General features: G+C 69.5%; 15 protein-coding genes. 5 read left to right on the top strand and 10 right to left on the bottom strand.

Annotation, left to right across the window (positions count from 1 at the left end; all coding sequences use genetic code 11):
- Nucleotides 1-26: 26 nt before the first annotated feature.
- The 5 genes from BCR55_RS00975 to BCR55_RS00995 all read right to left on the bottom strand — a co-directional run bounded on the left by BCR55_RS00975 (nt 27) and on the right by BCR55_RS00995 (nt 5,675).
- Nucleotides 27-1,040: a Gfo/Idh/MocA family protein gene (locus tag BCR55_RS00975; RefSeq protein WP_053297338.1), complete on the bottom strand. Its 1,014-nt coding sequence runs from the start codon at nt 1,038-1,040 to the stop codon at nt 27-29.
- A 63-nt stretch (nt 1,041-1,103) separates the two neighbouring features.
- Nucleotides 1,104-2,015 carry a sugar phosphate isomerase/epimerase family protein gene (locus BCR55_RS00980; protein WP_006417298.1) on the bottom strand — a complete coding sequence of 304 codons (912 nt, stop codon included), beginning with the start codon at nt 2,013-2,015 and terminating at the stop codon, nt 1,104-1,106.
- 37 nt (nt 2,016-2,052) lie between these two features.
- The gene (locus tag BCR55_RS00985) at nt 2,053-3,078 is read right to left on the bottom strand and encodes an ABC transporter permease (RefSeq protein WP_006402131.1); all 1,026 of its coding nucleotides are present in this window, start codon (nt 3,076-3,078) and stop codon (nt 2,053-2,055) included.
- 27 nt (nt 3,079-3,105) lie between these two features.
- Complete coding sequence (locus BCR55_RS00990; protein ID WP_006402132.1) at nt 3,106-4,680, bottom strand: sugar ABC transporter ATP-binding protein; 1,575 nt, start codon at nt 4,678-4,680, stop codon at nt 3,106-3,108.
- A 68-nt stretch (nt 4,681-4,748) separates the two neighbouring features.
- Nucleotides 4,749-5,675: a sugar ABC transporter substrate-binding protein gene (locus BCR55_RS00995; protein WP_035488216.1), complete on the bottom strand. Its 927-nt coding sequence runs from the start codon at nt 5,673-5,675 to the stop codon at nt 4,749-4,751.
- Nucleotides 5,676-5,979: 304 nt separating this feature from the next.
- On the opposite strand from BCR55_RS00995, the gene iolC reads away from it, so the two are divergent.
- Genes iolC through BCR55_RS01020 form a run of 5 tightly spaced genes read left to right on the top strand, consistent with a single transcriptional unit; the run spans nt 5,980 to nt 12,246 of the window.
- Nucleotides 5,980-7,935: a 5-dehydro-2-deoxygluconokinase gene (gene iolC, locus BCR55_RS01000; RefSeq protein WP_065494038.1), complete on the top strand. Its 1,956-nt coding sequence runs from the start codon at nt 5,980-5,982 to the stop codon at nt 7,933-7,935.
- Between the two features lie 44 nt (nt 7,936-7,979).
- Entirely contained in the window at nt 7,980-9,863 is a 1,884-nt protein-coding gene (gene iolD / locus BCR55_RS01005; RefSeq protein WP_053297340.1) for a 3D-(3,5/4)-trihydroxycyclohexane-1,2-dione acylhydrolase (decyclizing), read from the top strand.
- Between the two features lie 57 nt (nt 9,864-9,920).
- Entirely contained in the window at nt 9,921-10,850 is a 930-nt protein-coding gene (iolE, locus tag BCR55_RS01010; RefSeq protein ID WP_065494039.1) for a myo-inosose-2 dehydratase, read from the top strand.
- A gap of 29 nt (nt 10,851-10,879) precedes the next feature.
- Nucleotides 10,880-11,698 (top strand): 5-deoxy-glucuronate isomerase, encoded by an 819-nt coding sequence (gene iolB, locus BCR55_RS01015; RefSeq protein ID WP_065494040.1) that lies wholly within the window; start codon nt 10,880-10,882, stop codon nt 11,696-11,698.
- A 53-nt stretch (nt 11,699-11,751) separates the two neighbouring features.
- Nucleotides 11,752-12,246 carry a heme-degrading domain-containing protein gene (locus tag BCR55_RS01020; RefSeq protein ID WP_006408512.1) on the top strand — a complete coding sequence of 165 codons (495 nt, stop codon included), beginning with the start codon at nt 11,752-11,754 and terminating at the stop codon, nt 12,244-12,246.
- Between the two features lie 39 nt (nt 12,247-12,285).
- Here BCR55_RS01020 and BCR55_RS01025 read toward each other — a convergent pair whose 3' ends face one another.
- The 5 genes from BCR55_RS01025 to BCR55_RS01045 all read right to left on the bottom strand — a co-directional run bounded on the left by BCR55_RS01025 (nt 12,286) and on the right by BCR55_RS01045 (nt 16,787).
- Nucleotides 12,286-13,032 (bottom strand): glucose 1-dehydrogenase, encoded by a 747-nt coding sequence (locus BCR55_RS01025; RefSeq protein WP_065494041.1) that lies wholly within the window; start codon nt 13,030-13,032, stop codon nt 12,286-12,288.
- Nucleotides 13,033-13,188: 156 nt separating this feature from the next.
- On the bottom strand, nt 13,189-13,893 hold the full coding sequence (locus BCR55_RS01030) for an ABC transporter ATP-binding protein (RefSeq protein WP_065494042.1): 705 nt from the start codon (nt 13,891-13,893) through the stop codon (nt 13,189-13,191).
- Nucleotides 13,890-14,642, bottom strand: coding sequence for an ABC transporter ATP-binding protein (locus tag BCR55_RS01035; protein ID WP_065494885.1), 753 nt, complete (start codon nt 14,640-14,642; stop codon nt 13,890-13,892). The genes BCR55_RS01030 and BCR55_RS01035 overlap by 4 nt, the downstream gene beginning before the upstream one ends.
- On the bottom strand, nt 14,639-15,859 hold the full coding sequence (locus BCR55_RS01040) for a branched-chain amino acid ABC transporter permease (protein WP_006404998.1): 1,221 nt from the start codon (nt 15,857-15,859) through the stop codon (nt 14,639-14,641). The genes BCR55_RS01035 and BCR55_RS01040 overlap by 4 nt, the downstream gene beginning before the upstream one ends.
- Nucleotides 15,852-16,787 (bottom strand): branched-chain amino acid ABC transporter permease, encoded by a 936-nt coding sequence (locus BCR55_RS01045; protein ID WP_059938525.1) that lies wholly within the window; start codon nt 16,785-16,787, stop codon nt 15,852-15,854. The genes BCR55_RS01040 and BCR55_RS01045 overlap by 8 nt, the downstream gene beginning before the upstream one ends.

Consider the following 16,787-nt stretch of genomic DNA (forward strand, 5'->3'; position numbering starts at 1 on the left):
GGGTCGATTCCCGGAAGAGGTTGGTCTCAAGCGCGATAGAACGCGGGACGTTCGGCGATCGCGATCGGTTCGACCGTCCCGCTCTTCTGCGCGCGTACGCAGGCGTCGGCCGCGACCGCGGCCGCATAGCCGTCCCACGCGGACGGGCCGGTCAGTGCCTGCCGGCGCACGCCGTCGACGAACGCCTGCAGCTCGACGTCGTACGACGCGATGAAGCGCTCCTTCCAGTCGGTCATGATCTCGACCGACTGCCGCGCCAGATGCTTGAGCCCGACGGCCGGCGGATCGGGCAGCTTCGCGATCCCGTTCTCGCCGACCACCTCGCACTGGATGTCGTACCCGTACTGGCAGTTCACGAAGATCTCGACGTCGATGCGCACGCCGCTCGCCGTTTCGAGCAGCACGATCTGCGGATCGGCGAGATGCGCGCTCGCGTGGCGCGTCTTCTTCGGATAGACGACCTGCGCGCTCACGTAGTCCTCGCCGAGCAACCAGCGCAGCACGTCGAGTTCGTGGATCAGCGTGTCGGTGATCGCCATGTCCGTCGTGTAGCGCTCGCCGACCGACTGGTTGCGGTGTGCGCAATGCAGCATCAGCGGTGCGCCGATCTGGCCGCTGTCGATCACGCGCTTGAGCGCGCGATAACCTTCGTCGTACGGCCGCATGAAGCCGACCTGCACGAGCCGCGTGCCGTGCGCGAGCTCCGCTTCGACGATGCGCATGCAACCGTCGGCCGTCACCGCGAGCGGCTTCTCGCAGAACACCGGCTTGCCGTGCGCGATCGCGTCGAGCACGAAGGCCTCGTGCGTCGGCCCCCACGACGTGACGAGCACGGCCTGCACGTCGGCGGCCGCGATCAGGTCGCGGCCGTCCGCGTAGATCTCCGCGTCGGGCGCGTAGTGCGTCACCGCATCGCGCGCCTGCTGCGGATCGATGTCGTTGACGGCGACGACGCGCGCGCCGGACAGCGTGCGCATCAGCCTGCGAATATGGTCCTGGCCGATCGCGCCGCAGCCGATCACGCCGATTTGCAAGGTCATCAGGGTATCTCCGGTCGTTCGTTATCCGCGGCGCGTGCCGCGCCGTGAGTCCATCGAATCGTTTCAGCGCGCGGCGCGATCGAAATGGCGCTCGACGTAGCGCTGGATCGTCTCGCGCATGTAGCGCGACGAGGCTTCCGCGCGGTCCTCCCAGGCGAACACGCACGACGACATCACGCCGTCGAAGCGCGCATCGGCGAGTGCGCGGAAGAACACGTCCCAGTCGATCTCGCCCTGCCCGATGTCCAGATGCTGGTGCACGCGGATCTGGTTCGAGCCCGGCGGGTTCACGATGTAGCGCAGCTGGCTGCTCTTGCGGTGGTCGAAGGTGTCGGCCACGCGCACGTGCGCGAGGATCGGCGCGGCCTGCGCGATCATCGCGGCCATGTCGTCGCCGTAATAGAACGTGTGCGGCGCGATGTACGACAGCTTCAGCGACGGCGAACCGATGTTCGTGACGATGTCGATCGCCGGCTGCAGCTGCTCGATCCAGTCCTCCGGATGCGGTTCGACCGACAGCACGATGCGCTCGCGCTCGAGCACGGGCAGCAGCTCGTCCATCGAGCGGAACCACGCGGCTTCGCAGAGCTCCTTCGGGTTCGCGCCCGGCCGCTCGCCGACCGAGCGTTCGGGCGACGCGCCGCGTCCGAACTCCGACACCATCAGCGTGCATTCCATTTCCAGCGCGACCTCGATCGCCTTCCTCCAGCAGCGCACGGCCCACTGCCGCTCGTCTTCGAACGGGCTCGCCCAGCGATACATCGGCTGCAACGATGCGAGACCGACGCCGCTCGCGTGCAGCGCGCGGCGGAACGCGGCCATCCGCTCGCGCGTCGCGCGCGGCATCACCCACCAGTCGAGGAAGTCGCTGCGCGGCGACAGCTCGATCTGGTCGTAGCCGAGCTCGGCGACGGCGTGCGGCAGCCGATCGAGCGGCAGGTGGCGAATCATGTACGGATCGAGTGCGATCTTCATGGCGATGTTCGTGCGATGTGCAGTGGAATCGTCGCGCTCAGCGGCGCTTCTTCTTGTTGCGATACTGGTCGGCGATCACGGCCGCGACGATGATCGCGCCCTTGACCATCTCCTGGTAGTACGCGTCGATTCGGATGAACGTGAAGCCCGACGTCATCACGCCGAGGATCAGCACGCCGATCACGGTGCCCGTCACGCGGCCGAGGCCGCCCGACAGCGACGTGCCGCCGATCACGACGGCCGCGATCGCGTCGAGCTCGTACATCACGCCCATCCCCGACTGGCCCGAGATCGCGCGCGCGGCCGTCACGGTGCCGGCGATCCCGCTCAGCAGCCCGGCGATCGCGTAGACGAGCACGAGATGGCGCGTCACGTTGATGCCCGACACGATCGCCGCATGGCGGTTCGCGCCGATCGCATACGTGTACTTGCCGAAGCGCGTGTAGCGCAGCACGACGTGGAAGATCGCCGCGATCACGAGGAAGATGATCACGGGGTTCGCGCCCGCGCCGATCGCCGCGAACTGGTCGGTCAGCATCGACACCGGCATGCCGTTCGTGAACCACTTCGCGAAGCCGCGCGCGGCGACCATCGTGCCGAGCGTCGCGATGAACGGCGGGATGCCGGTGAGCGCGATCAGCGAGCCGTTCAGCAGCCCGACCAGCAGCCCGACGCAGACGCCCGCCAGCACCGGCCAGATCACGGGCAGGTCGGTCAGATGCGGAAACACCGCGCGCGGAAAGTCGGATACCTGCGCGAGGCTCGCCGACACGACCGCGGCCGCCGCGACGACCGACCCGGACGACAGGTCGATCCCGCTCGTGATGATCACGAGGTTCACGCCGACCGCGATGATGCCGATCACGGCCATCTGCAGCACGATGATCTCGAGCCGCTCGGCGTTGAACAGGAAGCTCTGGCCGACGACGAGCCAGCCGATCGCCTCGAAGAACAGGCTGATGCCGACCAGCACGAGAAAGATGCTCAGCTCGGGCGGCCACTTCGCGTGCCGCGTCTTGATCGTCATGGACTGCGCGTCCGCGACCGGATTGAGGTTGCCCATTTCAGTTGTCTCCATGCTTGTTGCGGCTCAGCGCGACGCGAGATCCATGATGCGGACCTGGTCGGCGTCCTTGCGATCGACGATGCCCGTCATGCGCCCTTCGTGCATCACCATCACGCGATCGCTCATGCCGAGCACTTCCGGCATCTCCGACGAGATCATCAGCACCGCGACGCCCTTGCCCGCGAGTGCGCTGACGAGCCGGTGAATCTCGGCCTTCGCGCCGACGTCGATGCCGCGCGTCGGCTCGTCGAGGATCAGGATGCGCGGCTGCGTGAGCAGCCAGCGGCCGATCAGCACCTTTTGCTGATTACCGCCGGACAGGTTCTGGATTTCCTCGTGCAGCCCGGGCGCCTTCACGCGCAGCGTCCGGCTCATTGCCTCGCAGTCGCGCTTCAGTTGCGCATGCCGCACGAAATTGAACTTCACGTAGCGGCGGCTGAGCACGGCCGCTTCCATGTTCGCGAGCAGATCGAGGTTCAGGAAGCAGCCGGTGTCCTTGCGGTCCTCGGTCAGGAACGCCATCCCGTGCTTCATCGCCTGCGCCGGCGTCGAGATCCGCACCGGCTTGCCGTCGATCAGGATCTCGCCCGAGGTCGCGGGCACGACGCCGAACAGCGCCTCGGCCACGTTCGAGCGGCCCGAGCCGACGAGGCCCGCGACGCCGAGGATTTCGCCGGCGCGCAGATCGAAGCTCACGTCGCGGAACACGCCCTCGACGCCGAGATTGCGCACCGACAGCACGACGTCGCCGATCGGTACGTCCTCCTTCGGAAACATCTGCGTGATCTCGCGGCCGACCATCATGCGGATGATGTCGTCGCGCGTGACGTCCGACGACGCGTGCGTGCCGATGTACTTGCCGTCGCGAAACACCGAGAACTCGTCGGCGATCTCGAACAGCTCGTTCATCTTGTGCGTGATGTAGACGATGCCCTTGCCCTGCTCGCGCAGCTGCCGGATGATCCGGAACAGGTGCGTGACTTCCTTGTCGGTCAGCGCGGACGTCGGCTCGTCCATGATCAGCACGTCGGAGTCGAACGACACGGCCTTCGCGATTTCGACCATCTGCCGGCTCGCGACGGTCAGCGTGCGCACGTCGGCGTCCGGATCGATGTCGATCGACAGCCGCTCGAACAGCGCGGCCGTGCGGCGGCGCAACTGCGCATGGTCGATCAGCCCGAAGCGGTTCTTCGGTTCGCGGCGGATCCAGATGTTCTCCGCGACCGTCATGTAGGGCATCAGGTTCAGTTCCTGATGGATCATCGCGATGCCGCGATCGAGCGCGTCGAGCGGGCCGTTCAGCACGACGGGCTCGCCCTTGAGCAGGATCTCGCCGCAATCGGGCGTATAGACGCCGGCGATGATCTTCATCAGCGTCGACTTGCCGGCGCCGTTCTCGCCCATCAGGGCGTGGACCGTGCCGCGGCGCACGCGAAACTGCACGCCGTCGAGCGCGACGACGCCCGGAAACGACTTGCCGACGCCGCGCACCTCGAGCAGGCAATCGGACGCCGGCGCGCCGGACGAACCGGGTGCGGCGAACGAAGCGGCCGGCGCGCCGTCGCTGGCCATCGGGCGCGCCATCCTGGCTGTAAACATGGACGTTCCTCGAAAGTCGCACGCGGTCCCGGACGCGCCGGGCCCGCGCAATTCAGCGGAAAACCCGGTCAGTGCTTCGCGTACTGGTTCATGTTGTCGGGCGTGACGAGCTCGAACGGCACGTTCACGTAGCGGTCGACGTTCTGCTTCTTCGCGAGCTTCAGCGCGGCCGCGACGGCCTGCGTGCCCTGCCCGGACGCGTTCTGGTACACCGACACCTTCAGCTCGCCGCTCTTCATCGACGCGAGCCCGTCCGGCGTCGCGTCGATGCCCGCGACGATCGTCTTCGGCGTCCACTTGCGTGCAGCCTTCAAGGCGTTGATCGCGCCGATCGCCATTTCGTCGTTGTTCGACACGATCGCGTCGAACTTCATCCCGGAGCTGAGCCAGTTCATCGTGATGTCCTGACCCTGCGTGCGGCTCCACTTGCCTTCGCGCTTGTCGACGATGCGCATCCCGGCGCAGTCCTTCGTCGCGATCACCTCCTCGATGTCCTTGGTGCGCGCGCGCGCCGACTCGTTCGACAGCTCGCCCATCAGCACCAGGAGGTCGCCCTTGCCGCCCAGCAGCTTGCAGACCTGGCGCGCCTGCAGCGTGCCCGACTGCTTCTCGTCGGACGCGACGACCGCGACGCCGGCCGGTAGCTTGTCGAAATCGACCGGCTTGCGGTTCACGTAGACGAGCGGAATCTTCGCGGCCGTCACCATCTTCGTGATCTTCGGCGTCGCGTCGGTGTCGACCGCGTTCACGATGATCGCGTCGACCTTCTGCGCGATCATGTTCTGGACCTGGCTCAACTGCTTGCCGACGTCGTTGCCGGCATCCTCGATCTGCACGGTCGCGCCGTCCTTCTTGGCCGCGTCGGCGATGCTGTTGCGCAGGATCGTCAGAAACGTGTCGTCGAACGACGCCATCGTGACGCCGATCTTCTCGGCATGCGCGAGCGGCATCGCCAGCATCGCGGCGGCCGCGACGGCCATCAGCTTGGTCTTCATGATCACTCTGTCTCCTCATCTCCGGGGGGCGGAAAACGGCGCGTTGCGCGCCGCCGGGCCGAGTCCGATACGGACTGAAGCATCCGGATGAAACTGTAGATCACTTCGTCGAAATTTTGGAAATTTATTTCTACGTGATTTCACCTAGGGAACTGGATTTCCAAAAAGCCTAGACTGCGTCCGTAGCCCGATGGCTTGCGGCGGGCGGCGTCGCGTCGTGCGGTACGCGCGCGGCGCGCCGGTCGCAGCCTCGGTCCCCTAACTGCCGGCATCGCCGAACGCCGGCCGCGAGCGTGAAACGTCTATGAGCCCGTTGAACTTTCCGAGTGACCGCCCCATCGATCTCGCCTGCCTCGGCCGCGTCGCCGTGGATCTTTACGCGCAGCAGTACGGCAGCCGTCTCGAGGACGCGCGCACGTTCCAGATGTATCTCGGCGGCTCGTCGGGCAACGTCGCGTTCGGCGTCGCGCGGCTCGGGCTCAGGACCGCGATGATCTCGCGCGTCGGCGACGAGCAGATGGGCCGCTTCGTACGCGAAACGCTCGAGCGCGAAGGCTGCGACACGAGCCAGCTGCAGACCGACCCGGAACGGCTGACGGCGCTGGTGCTGCTCGGGCTCAAGGATCGCGACACATTTCCGCTGCTGTTCGTGCGCGAGAACTGCGCCGACATGGCTCTGCGCGCGGACGAGATTCGCGGGGACTTCATCGCGCGCTGCCGCGCGCTCGCGATTACCGGCACGCACCTGTCGACGCCCGGCACGCGCGAAGCGTCGCTGACCGCGCTCGGCTACGCGCGCCGCCACGGCGTCGTGCGGATTCTCGACATCGACTATCGGCCCGTACTGTGGGGGCTCACGCCGCGCGGCGCGGGCGAGAACCGCTACGTGCCCGATGCGCAGGTCACGCAGCAGTTGCAGCAGGTGCTCGGCGAGTTCGATCTGCTGGTCGGCACCGAAGAGGAATTCCTGATCGCGGGCGGCGTGCCGCACGACCTGATCGCGTCGCTCGAAGCCGTGCGCCGCGTGAGCGATGCGGTGCTCGTCGTCAAGCGCGGCGCACTCGGCTGCTGCGTGATCGAGCGCGACATTCCGGCGCGCATCGACGATGCGCCGACCTTCGCCGGCGAACGCGTCGAGGTGCTGAACGTGCTCGGCGCCGGCGACGCGTTCCTGTCGGGCCTGCTGTCCGGCCTGCTGCGCGGCCGCGACTGGGCCGAATCGACGCGCATCGCGAATGCCTGCGGCGCGATCGTCGTGTCGCGCCACGCCTGTTCGGCCGCCATGCCGACGCCGGCCGAACTCGCACACTGGTTCGGCGGCAGCCGCAATCCGCAGGTCGATGCGGACCGGACGCTCGCGCATCTGCATCGCGTGACGGTGCCGCGCCGCGAATGGGACGACCTCTGCGTGATGGCGTTCGACCATCGCAGCCAGTTCTACGAGCTCGCGGTACAGGCCGGCGCCGACGAAGCGCGGATCAAGACGCTGAAGCGGCTGCTCGTGCGCGCCGCCGAGCAGGTCGAGCGCGAGCGCCATATCGAAGGCCACGTCGGCGTGCTGATCGACGGCGGCGCGTACGGGCGCGACGCGCTCGCGTCGGCGACCGGACGCGGCTGGTGGGTCGGTCGGCCCGTCGAACTGCCGGGCTCGCGGCCGCTCTGCTTCGACGACACGCGCTCGGTCGGCACCGCGCTCGTGCACTGGCCGACCGAGCAGGTCGTCAAATGCCTCGTCCACTATCACCCGGACGACGACGTCGAGCTGCGCGTCGCGCAGGAGCAGCGCGTGCTCGAGCTCTGGGAGGCGACGCGCGCGACCGGCAACGAACTGCTGCTCGAGATCATTCCACCGCGCGCGGTGACGCCGGCCGGCACCGAGGACGATGCGGTGCTGCGTACCGTCGCGCGCTTCTACAACCTCGGCGTGATGCCCGAATGGTGGAAGCTGGCGCCGATGAGCGCCGACGGCTGGGCGCGGCTCGAGGCGCTCGTCGCCGAACGCGACCGCCACTGCCGCGGCGCCGTGATCCTCGGGCTGAACCAGCCGCTGCAGTACCTCGTCGACAGCTTCCGCGCGGCGACCAACCCGATCGTGAAGGGCTTCATGGTCGGCCGCACGCTGTGGGCCGACGCGTCGCTGAACTGGCTCGCCGGCCGCATCGACGATCAGGCGCTGATCGACGAAGTCGCCGGCAATTTCGCGCAACTGGTGGACGCGTGGCTCGGCCGCCGCGACGCGGCGCGCGCCGCCGCGGCCTGACGTGCGGCCCGCGCATCCATTCGACTCCTTTTCCTCGAACGACGATGACCCAAACCGTAAGACTGACCGTCAGCCAGGCGCTGGTCCGTTATCTGGCCGCGCTGCGCGCCGAAGTCGTGCAGCCCGACGGACGCACCGAGATCCTGCCGTACTGCGGCGGCGTGTTCGCGATCTTCGGCCACGGCAACGTGGCCGGCCTCGGCGAGGCGCTGCACGCCGAACGCGACCGGCTGCCGACGTACCGCGCGCACAACGAGCAAGGGATGGCCAATGCGGCCATCGCGTTCGCGAAAGCGAACTTCCGGCAGCGGATGATGGCCGTGACGTCGAGCATCGGCCCCGGCGCGACCAACATGCTGACGTCGGCCGCGCTCGCGCACGTCGGCCGGCTGCCGCTGCTGCTGCTGCCCGGCGACGTGTTCGTGTCGCGGCTGCCCGATCCTGTGCTGCAGCAGATCGAGGATTTCGAACAGGGCGACGTCAGCGCGAACGACTGTTTCCGTCCCGTGACGCGCTACTTCGATCGCATCACGTCGCCCGAGCAGCTGCTCGTCGCGCTGCCGCGCGCGATCCAGGTGATGACCGATCCGGCGCAATGCGGCCCCGTCTGTCTCGCGCTGCCGCAGGACGTGCAGACCTTCGCGTACGACTGGCCCGAGGATTTCTTCGCCCCGCCGCCGATCCGCATGCGGCGGCCGCCCGCCGACGCGCTCGAGCTCGCCGATGCGCTCGACGTGCTGAAGGCCGCGAAAAAGCCGCTGATCGTCGCCGGCGGCGGCGTGCTGTACAGCCAGGCGTGGGACGCGCTGCGCACGTTCGCCGACACGCACGGCGTGCCGGTCGCCGAATCGCAGGCCGGCAAGGGCAGTCTCGCGTGGGATCATCCGCTGAACCTCGGCTCGATCGGCGTGACGGGCTCGCCCGCCGCGAACCGCGCGGCCGCGCAGGCCGACGTCGTGTTCGCGGTCGGCACGCGGCTGCAGGATTTCACGACCGGCTCGCATGCGCTGTTCGGCCAGGCCACGCTGCTGAGCCTGAACGTGCAGCCGTTCGATGCGGGCAAGAAGCGCGGGCGGCAGCTCGTCGCCGATGCGCGCACGGGGCTCGGCCAGCTGTCGGCCGCGCTGGCCGGATGGCAGGCCGATCCGGCATGGACGGCGGCGAACCGCGATCAGGCCGCCGCGTGGAACGCGCGCGTCGCCGAGCTCACTACGCGCGTGCCCATCGACACGCTGCCGTACGACGCGGAAGTGATCGGCGCGGTGCGCGACTCCGCGGCGGACGCCGGACGCGACAGCGCGCGCGACGATCTGGTCGTGTGCGCGGCCGGCACGCTGCCGGCCGAACTGCACAAGCTCTGGCGCAGCGGGCTGCCCGGCAACTATCACATGGACTACGCGTATTCGTGCATGGGCTACGAGGTGGCCGGGGGCCTCGGCGCGAAGCTCGCGCGGCCCGAGCGCGAGGTGATCGTGATCGTCGGCGACGGGTCGTACATGATGCTCAACGCGGAGCTCGCGACCTCGGTGATGCTCGGCCGCAAGATCATCGTCGTGATTCTCGACAACCGCGGCTACGGCTGCATCGAGCGGCTGCAGCTGAACTGCGGCGGCGCGAGCTTCAACAACATGCTCGACGACTGCGTGCCCGAAGGCGGCGAACGCGCGACGATCGACTTCGCGATGCATGCGCGCTCGATGGGCGCCGAGGCCGTGCACGTGCGCGACGTCGGCGAGCTGCGCCGCGAGATGGTGCGTGCGCGCGCGGCCACGAAGAGCCAGGTGCTCGTGATCGACACGACGCACCGCCGCACGACCGACGACGGCGGCGCGTGGTGGGAAGTCGCGGTGCCGCAGGTGTCCGCGCGGCCCGATGTCGAACGCGCGCACCGCCGCTATCTCGACGACAAGACGCGGCAGCGGCGCTGACGCCGCGCCGCCCTGCTCACCCGCACGCACGCGACAACAACATCGAGGAAGCCTGACATGAGCTGGAACGTTCGCATCGGTATCAACCCCCTGTCGTGGATGAACGACGACCTGCCGTCGCTCGGCGGCGAAACGCCGCTCGAGACGGCGCTCAAGGAAGGCGCCGAAATCGGCTACGCGGGCTTCGAGCTCGGCAACAAGTTTCCGAAGACGGGCCCCGAGCTGAAGGCGAAGCTCGCCGAGTTCGGGCTCGTGTGCGTGTCGGGCTGGTATTCCGGCTTTCTCGCCGAAGTCGCGCCCGGAATGACCGACGCCGACGCCGTCGCGGCCGAAATCGAGCGCTGCCGCGCGCACATGACGAAGCTGCAGTACAACGACGTGAAGGTCGTCGTCTACGGCGAATGCGCAGGCACGATCCAGGGCCGCATCGATACGCCGGTCGCGAAGCGCCCGCGCTTCGTCGATGACGCAGCATGGCGACGCTATGCGGCGCGCCTCGACGCGTTCGGCGCGCATCTGCTCGACACGTACGGGATCAAGCTCGCGTATCACCACCACATGGGCGCGTACGTCGAATCGCCGGACGACGTCGATCGACTGATGGCGCTGACCGATCCGGCGAAGGTGTTCCTGCTGTTCGACACCGGCCATGCGTATTTCGGCGGCGCGGCCGATCCGGTCGCCTTGCTGAAGAAGCACGTCTCGCGCGTCGTGCACGTGCACTGCAAGGACGTACGGCCGCAGGTCGTCACGCAGGCGCGCAACGCCGGCTGGAGCTTCCTGAACGGCGTGATCAACGGCACGTTTACGGTGCCCGGCGACGGCGCGCTCGACTACGACGCGACGCTGCGCACGCTGAAGGACGCCGGTTACGAAGGCTGGCTCGTCGTCGAGGCCGAGCAGGATCCGGCCGTCGCGCCGAGCTATCAGTATGCGAAGAAGGGTTACGAGTCGCTGCGTGCGATCGTCGACAAGCTGAGCGCGTAACCCGTCACCTCATTGCGGAGCCCGATCCGATGACGATTTCACCCCTCTTGATCAAGGCCGCCGCCGGCCGCGAAATCTGCAACGTCACGCCCGAATCCGCAGGCTGGCAGCATGTCGGCTTTCGCGCGCTGCGCCTGAAGGCCGGCGACACGGAAACGCTCGACACCGGCACGCGCGAACTGTGCGTCGTCGTGCTGACCGGCACCGTGCGCGCCGAGGTCGACGGCGACACCTACGACGCGCTCGGCAAGCGCGACAGCGTGTTCGAACCCGTGTCGCCCGACGCGCTGTACGTGCCGGGCGGCAAGACCGTCACGCTGGTCGCGACGCGCGATGCCGAAGTCGCGCTCTGCACGGCGCCGTATGCGAGCGGCGACAAGCGCGTGCTGCGCCTCGACGGCGAACGGATGCGGCGCACGGTGCGCGGCCAGGGCACCAATACGCGCTACGTCTGCGACATCCTGATGGGCGACAACCCGGCCGCGGATCGACTGCTCGTCGTCGAGGTCGTCACGCCAGCGAGCCATTCGAGCAGCTATCCGCCGCACAAGCACGACCGCGACGCGGCGCCCGACGAAACCTCGCTCGAGGAAACGTACTACCACCGCATCGATCCGCCGCAGGGCTTCGCTTTCCAGCGCGTGTACACGGACGACCGCAGCCTCGACGAAGCCTGCGCGGTCGAGAACCACGACGTCGTGATGGTGCCGCGCGGCTATCACCCGGTCGTCGCGCCGCACGGCTACAACCTGTACTACCTGAACGTGATGGCCGGACCGAGCCGTGCGTGGGCGTTCAAGAACGATCCCGCACACGAATGGATGCTCGACGCGACACCGGCCCGCTGAGCGCGACGCCGCGCCTGCGCCGGCCACGCAACCGCACCGCTACGGAGGCCGCGATGGGAATGCCGTTTACGCACCGCGAACCCGCGCCGTTCGACGACGACGCGGCCGACGTGACGCTGCCGTGCTTCAACGCGGACGTCGCACGCCGGCTCGGCGAAATCGCGACCAACCTCGCCCGGCGCCGCGGGCAGCCGATCGCGGTCGGCATCGTCGGCACGCATGCGCCGCTGTTCTACTGCGCGCTCGACGGCAGCGGCGCGGCCGATTGCGAGGCGATCCGCCGCCGGCAAAACACGGTGCTGCGCTTCGCGCTCAGTTCGCGCGCCGTCGGCGCGACGTTCCGGCGTACCGGCCAGTCGCTGCAGTCGCTCGGGCTGTCGGCGGACGACTATGCGCTCGACGGCGGCGGCGTGCCGCTGCGGATCGCCGGTGCGCGGCTCGTCGGCGCGCTCGCGATCGCGGGGCTCGACGCCGAACGCAATCACGCGCTCGCCGTCGAGAGCCTGCGCTGGCACGTCGGCACGCATGCGCTCGCGATCGGCGCGTAGCCGCGCACGATCGCCTTCGCGCGCGCGCCGCGCGGCCGCTCAGCGCAGCCCGCCGCTCGCGACCAGATGCTCGCCCGTCAGCCAGCGCGCGTCGTTCGACGCGAGGAACACCGCGACCGATGCGATGTCGTCCGGCGCGCCGTGGCGGCCCAGCGGCGTTTCGGCGAGCACCTGCTTTTCGAGGTCCGAACCGATGATGCCCGTCGTATGCGTGCCTTCGGTCACGACCAGTCCCGGGTTGATCGCGTTCACGCGAATCTTGCGCGGCGCGAGTTCGTTCGCGAGCACACCGGTGATCGCGTCGACCGCGCCCTTCGTGCCGCTGTAGACGGCGCTCGCGGGCGGCACCATGCTCGTGATCGCCGAGCTGATGTTGATGATGCTCGCGCCTTCGCCGAGATGCTTGGCGGCCGCCTGCGTCGTCAGCAGCAGGCCGAACACGTTCGTATCGAACTGCTTGCGGTAGTGCTCTTCGGTAATGGTTTCGATCGGCGCGAACTCGTAGATGCCGGAATTGTTCACGAGTACGTCGAGACGGCCGTACGTCTCGATCGCGGTGTCGACGATGCGCTGCGCGTCGGCCGCCTTCGACACGTCGCCACCCACCGCGACCGCGCGCCCGCCCGCTTCGACGATCGCGCCCACGACCGCATCCGCGCCCGCCTTGCTGCTCGCGTAGTTGACGACGACCGCCGCGCCTTCGGCGGCCAGCGCCTTTGCAATCGCCGCGCCGATGCCTTTCGATGCGCCCGTGACGATCGCGACCTTGTCTGCCAGCTTGCTCATGATCGGATACCTTTCGAAAATTTGACGATGAAGGGGCACCGGCTGCCGACTGCGCGGCGAACCGGCGTTGTCATGCATGTTGGCGGTTCGGTCCGCGGCGATAAAGCGGCTCGATGCGAATTGTGTGGCGCGGCCAGCCGAACAATCGGCCGGCGCTCAGCCGGTGCCGAGCCAGGCGCGCACGGTGTCGTCGCCGAGGCCGTCGAGCGCGCCGTCGTAGACGATCGTTCCGCGCCCCATCACCGCGACGCGATGCGCCAGCCGCGGCGCCAGCTGCAACCGCTGCTCGATCAGCAGGATCGCGACGCCGTCCGCCTGCAGCGCGGCGAGGCACGCGCGCACTTCGTCGACGGCAAGCGGCGCGAGCCCCTCGGCCGGTTCGTCGACGAGCAGCACGCGCGGGCGGCCGGCGAGCGCACGCACGAGCGCGAGCACCTGCTGTTCGCCGCCCGACAGCCGCGCGGCCTTCACGTCGGCGCGCGCGGCCAGCAGCGGAAAGCGCGCGAACAGGCGCTCGAGTTCCGCGCGCGCGGCCGCCCGGCCGACGCCGCGCAGCCCGAGCAGCAGGTTGTCGCGCACGCTGAGCAGCGGAAACACGTCGCGACTTTCGGCGACGTAGGCGACGCCGCGACGCGCGATGTCGAAGGTGCGTGCGCCCACGCATTCGACGCCCGCGACGCGCACCGAACCGCTCGTGCGCACGAGCCCCATCACGGCCTTCGCGAGCGTCGAGCGGCCGGCGCCGTTGCGTCCGAGCAGCGCAAGCGTCTCGCCCGGCGCGAGCGCGAGATCGATGCCGTCGAGCACCGGCTGATGTCCGTACCATGCGCGCAGCGCACGAATGTCGAGCAGCGCGCTCATCGTGTGCCCTCGCCGAGATATGCGGCGCGCACGGCCGGATCCGCGCGGATCGCCTCCGGTGCGCCGGTCGCGACGATCGCGCCGCGCACGAGCACCGTGATGCGTTCCGCGAAGCCGAACACCGCGTCCATGTCGTGCTCGATCATCAATACCGTGCGCCCCTGCGTGGTCGCGCGGATCAGCGCGATCATGCGCGCGGCCTGGTCGCGATTCATGCCGGCGGTCGGCTCGTCGAGCAGCAGCGTGCGCGCGCCGCTCGCCAGCGCGATGCCGAGATCGAGCGCGCGCTGCTCGGCGTAGGCGAGGTCGGCGGCCGGCGTGTCGCGCCGTGCGTCGAGGCCGATGTCCTCCATCACGCGCGCGGCCGCGAGATCGACCGACGCCGATTCGCGCAGCCGGTTCCACCAGCGCCGCCGCTCGGCCGGCGCATGCAGCGCCGCGCAGCGCAGGTTGTCGAACACGCTCAGGCGCGCGAACGCGCTCGTCTGCTGAAAACTGCGGCCGACGCCGAGCCGGCTCGCGATCACGGGCCCGCGCCCGCGCAAGTCGACGCCGTGCAGCATCACGCGCCCGCGCGTCGGCCGCAGCGCGCCGCCGATGACGTTGAACAGCGTCGACTTGCCGGCGCCGTTCGGGCCGATCAATGCATGACGCTCGCCGGCCGCGACGTCGAGGTCGATGCCGTCGAGCACCGTCCGCGCGCCGAAGCGCAGCACGATCCCGCGCAGCGCGACTGCGGTGCCGCTCATCGCCGCCGCTCCGCGTCGGCACGCGCGAAGCGCGCGCGCCAGCCCCACAGCAGCATGCCGACGGCGGCCGCCGAAGCGGCAACGGCCCAGCCGACCGGCGTATCGGCGTCGATCCGCCATGCGCCGAACGCGGCGCCCGGGCCGTCGTCCTGCGCGAAGCGCCACGCATAGCCGAGTTCGGCCGCGGCGACGAGCGCGATGCCCCAGAACACGCACGCGCCGAACGCGCACAGCAGCCGCCAGCGCTCGCTCGCCGATGCGCCGCGACGCAGCGCGTGCGCGAGCGCGTCGACGAGCCCCGCGAGCCCGCGCGGCGCGGCAACGACGACCGCGACGAACAGCACGCCGAGGTAGAGCGCCCACGCGCGCGACATGCCCGCAACGACGACGCTCAGCGCGGTCAGCACCGCCGCGCCGGCCGCGGGCCCGAAGAACGCGCCGCTGCCGCCGATCACGGCAGCGATCAGCACGCTGGCGGAGCGCGCCATCGATACGCTGTCGGGCGTCGCGATCTCGACGTCGATCAGCGTCAGCGTGCCGGCAATGCCGGCGAAGAACGAGGCGCACGTGACCATCGCGAGCCGCACGCGGCGCGGATCGGTGCCGAGCGCCGCGACGCGCGCCGGGTTGTCGCGCACCGCGTTCGCGAGCCGCGCAAGCGGCGTGCGTGTCAGCGCGCGCATCGCGAGCGCGGAGGCGATGCACCATGCGGCAATCACCGCATACGCCTGCGCCGGTGCGCCGAATTGCCAGCCGCCCCACGGTGTGCCGCTCGCGCGATCGATCGGCACGCCGCCGATTCCGCCGAACCATGCCGGCACGCTCCACGCGGCCGCTGCTACGCACTCGCCGAGGCCGAGCGTGATCATCGCGAACGCGGTGCCCGCGCGACGCGTCGCGAGCAGCCCGGCGACGAAGCCGAAACCTGCGCCGGCCGCGCCGCCGACGAGCGGCAGCAGCGGCAGCGGGCCGCCGAAGCGGTTGAACCAGTGCGCGGCCGCGAACGCGCCGAGCCCCGCAAACGCGGCATGGCCGAACGACAGCAGCCCGGTTGTGCCGAGCTGCAGGTTGTACGACAGCGCGAGCACGACGAGCGATGCCGTCTGCGCGAGGTAGCCGAGCACGGCGCCCTGCGGCCACAGCCACGCGGGCAGCACGAGGCAGCCTGCGAACAGCGCCCAGCGCACGAACGCCGCGAACGTGCCGCCGCTACGCATCGGCACGCTCGCCGAACAATCCGCGCGGCCGCGCGACCAGCACCGCGACGAGCAGCAGGTACGGCACCAGCGGCGCCAGCTGCGCGATCGATACGGCCGCGACGCCGTCCGGCAGCGCAAGGCCGGCCGCTTGCGCGAGCGTGCGCAGCGTGACGTCGCTCGACGCGGCGAACGTCTGGGCGAAGCCGACCGCGAGCGACGCGACGAACGCGCCGCCGAGCGAGCCGAGCCCGCCGATCACGACGACGGCGAACACGACCGAGCCGACCGTCTCCGCGAGCGCGGGCTCGATCACGGCAAGCGGCGCGCCGATCACGCCGGCCAGCGCGGCAAGCGCGGTGCCGGCGCCGAACAGCAGCGTCATCAGCCGCGGCACGTCGTAGCCGAGCGCCTCGACGGCCGCGCGATGCGTGAGCGCCGCGCGCACGACGAGCCCGAGCCGCGACGTACGCAGCAGCGCGCCGAGCGCGATCAGCATCGCCGCCGACATCGCCATCATGAACAGCCGATAGCGCGGCAGCGCGAGCCCGAACACGCTCACGGGCGCGCCCTCGAACGACGCGGGCACCGGCGCGGGCAGCGGCGCGAGCCCCCACGCGAGCTTGGCGACCTCGCCGATCAGATAGGCCAGCCCGAAAGTCAGCAGCAATTCGCCGGTATGGCCGCGCGCCTGCACGCGGCGCAGCAGCGTGCGCTCGCATGCCGCGCCGAGCGCGCCGACCGCGAGCGGCGCGAGCACGAGCGCCGGCCAGAAGCCCGCACGCAACGCGATGCTGTAGCCGACGTATGCGCCGAGCATGTAGAAGCTCGCATGGGCGAAGTTGAGCACGCCCTGCACGCTGAAGATCAGCGTGAGGCCGGCCGACAGCATGAACAGCAGCAAGCCGTAGCTGAGGCCGTTGAACGCCTGGAGCGCGAATGCGTGCAC

It is taken from the genome of Burkholderia sp. CCA53, from assembly GCF_001685525.1.
GTDB lineage: Bacteria > Pseudomonadota > Gammaproteobacteria > Burkholderiales > Burkholderiaceae > Burkholderia > Burkholderia multivorans.

Coding starts and splice junctions, on each gene's coding strand:
- BCR55_RS00975 (WP_053297338.1), bottom strand. CDS start 1,040: ATGACCTTGCAAATCGGCGTGATCGGCTGCGGCGCGATCGGCCAGGAC.
- iolE (WP_065494039.1), top strand. CDS start 9,921: ATGAGCTGGAACGTTCGCATCGGTATCAACCCCCTGTCGTGGATGAAC.
- iolB (WP_065494040.1), top strand. CDS start 10,880: ATGACGATTTCACCCCTCTTGATCAAGGCCGCCGCCGGCCGCGAAATC.
- iolC (WP_065494038.1), top strand. CDS start 5,980: ATGAGCCCGTTGAACTTTCCGAGTGACCGCCCCATCGATCTCGCCTGC.
- BCR55_RS01025 (WP_065494041.1), bottom strand. CDS start 13,032: ATGAGCAAGCTGGCAGACAAGGTCGCGATCGTCACGGGCGCATCGAAA.
- iolD (WP_053297340.1), top strand. CDS start 7,980: ATGACCCAAACCGTAAGACTGACCGTCAGCCAGGCGCTGGTCCGTTAT.
- BCR55_RS00990 (WP_006402132.1), bottom strand. CDS start 4,680: ATGTTTACAGCCAGGATGGCGCGCCCGATGGCCAGCGACGGCGCGCCG.
- BCR55_RS00995 (WP_035488216.1), bottom strand. CDS start 5,675: ATGAAGACCAAGCTGATGGCCGTCGCGGCCGCCGCGATGCTGGCGATG.
- BCR55_RS00980 (WP_006417298.1), bottom strand. CDS start 2,015: ATGAAGATCGCACTCGATCCGTACATGATTCGCCACCTGCCGCTCGAT.
- BCR55_RS01020 (WP_006408512.1), top strand. CDS start 11,752: ATGGGAATGCCGTTTACGCACCGCGAACCCGCGCCGTTCGACGACGAC.
- BCR55_RS00985 (WP_006402131.1), bottom strand. CDS start 3,078: ATGGGCAACCTCAATCCGGTCGCGGACGCGCAGTCCATGACGATCAAG.
- BCR55_RS01030 (WP_065494042.1), bottom strand. CDS start 13,893: ATGAGCGCGCTGCTCGACATTCGTGCGCTGCGCGCATGGTACGGACAT.
- BCR55_RS01040 (WP_006404998.1), bottom strand. CDS start 15,859: ATGCGTAGCGGCGGCACGTTCGCGGCGTTCGTGCGCTGGGCGCTGTTC.
- BCR55_RS01035 (WP_065494885.1), bottom strand. CDS start 14,642: ATGAGCGGCACCGCAGTCGCGCTGCGCGGGATCGTGCTGCGCTTCGGC.